The sequence below is a fragment of the Flavobacterium sp. genome, from assembly GCF_003525665.1.
In the GTDB taxonomy this organism is placed as follows: domain Bacteria; phylum Bacteroidota; class Bacteroidia; order Flavobacteriales; family Flavobacteriaceae; genus Flavobacterium.
On the sequence record NZ_DQDX01000172.1, the window covers coordinates 4,926 to 5,884 of the forward strand.

General features: G+C 29.2%; 1 protein-coding gene. It reads right to left on the reverse strand.

Annotated features, from left to right (window positions below):
* Nucleotides 1–126: 126 nt before the first annotated feature.
* Nucleotides 127–959: TolC family protein (locus DIU01_RS11970; protein ID WP_290834761.1), on the reverse strand; the 833-nt coding region annotated here is incomplete at its 5' end.

A 959-nucleotide genomic window follows, 5' to 3' on the forward strand; every position in this document is an offset into this window, starting at 1 on the left:
GTTTATGAGTTTAAAAGTTTAAAAGTTGTTTGACTTTTTATTTAAACTGAATATGAATTGCAAAGATAGTAAGAAGTTTAAAAGTATGATAGCAACAAGCTTTAAAGTTTTGTTATAATGAGATAGTTATAACCTATTATTTTGAATCAAGTTGATTTTGAAATTGGTGTATTCCATTTGTAAACTATTTTTCAAAACATCATACTCTGAAGAAAGCAATTGATTTTTAACTGATGATAGCGATATTGATTCGATTTTTCCTGCTAAAAATTTTGATTGGGTTGTTGAAAATGAAGCTTTTGCATACGTTAACGTTTCCTCAAATTTATTTTGAAGTTGCAAATAATTCTGTTGATTTTGTTTTTCTAATGCAATTTGATTTTCGATTTTTTGCTGTTCTTGAGTGATGATGAGTTTGTTTTTTTCGGTTTCAATTTTGGCCGCAACATTCCTTTTATTATTTCTAAATCCGTTGAAAATTGGAACACTTAATTGAAGTCCGACTTGTTGGTTTTTATTGTCGCCTACTTGATTACTAAAACTTGCAACATCAGCACTAGATTGATTTAATGGCTTGTAATAAAAGCTAGAAATAGAATAAAAAGACGATAAAACAGGCAAATTATTGGCTCTTTGACTGCTTAATTCCTTCAAACTACTTTTATAATTTAGTTCGGCCGATTTAATTTTTGGATTAGAAACTTCTGAAGAAACTGTCGTAGTTTCATCGGATGAATTGGAAACTAAAACCACTTCTGAAATTGAAACATCAGCAGCATTCATCAGTTGAAACAATTGCATTTTTTGAATAGTGTACAATTGCTCAGTTTCTAAAATTCGTTTTTCTTCTTGAGCAAAACTCAATTGCACGTCGTATAAATCGCTTTTGGGTTTGCTTCCAATTTCGACTTCTTTTGAAATTCTATCTAAATTAAAAACCGCATTTTTAAATTGTTCCT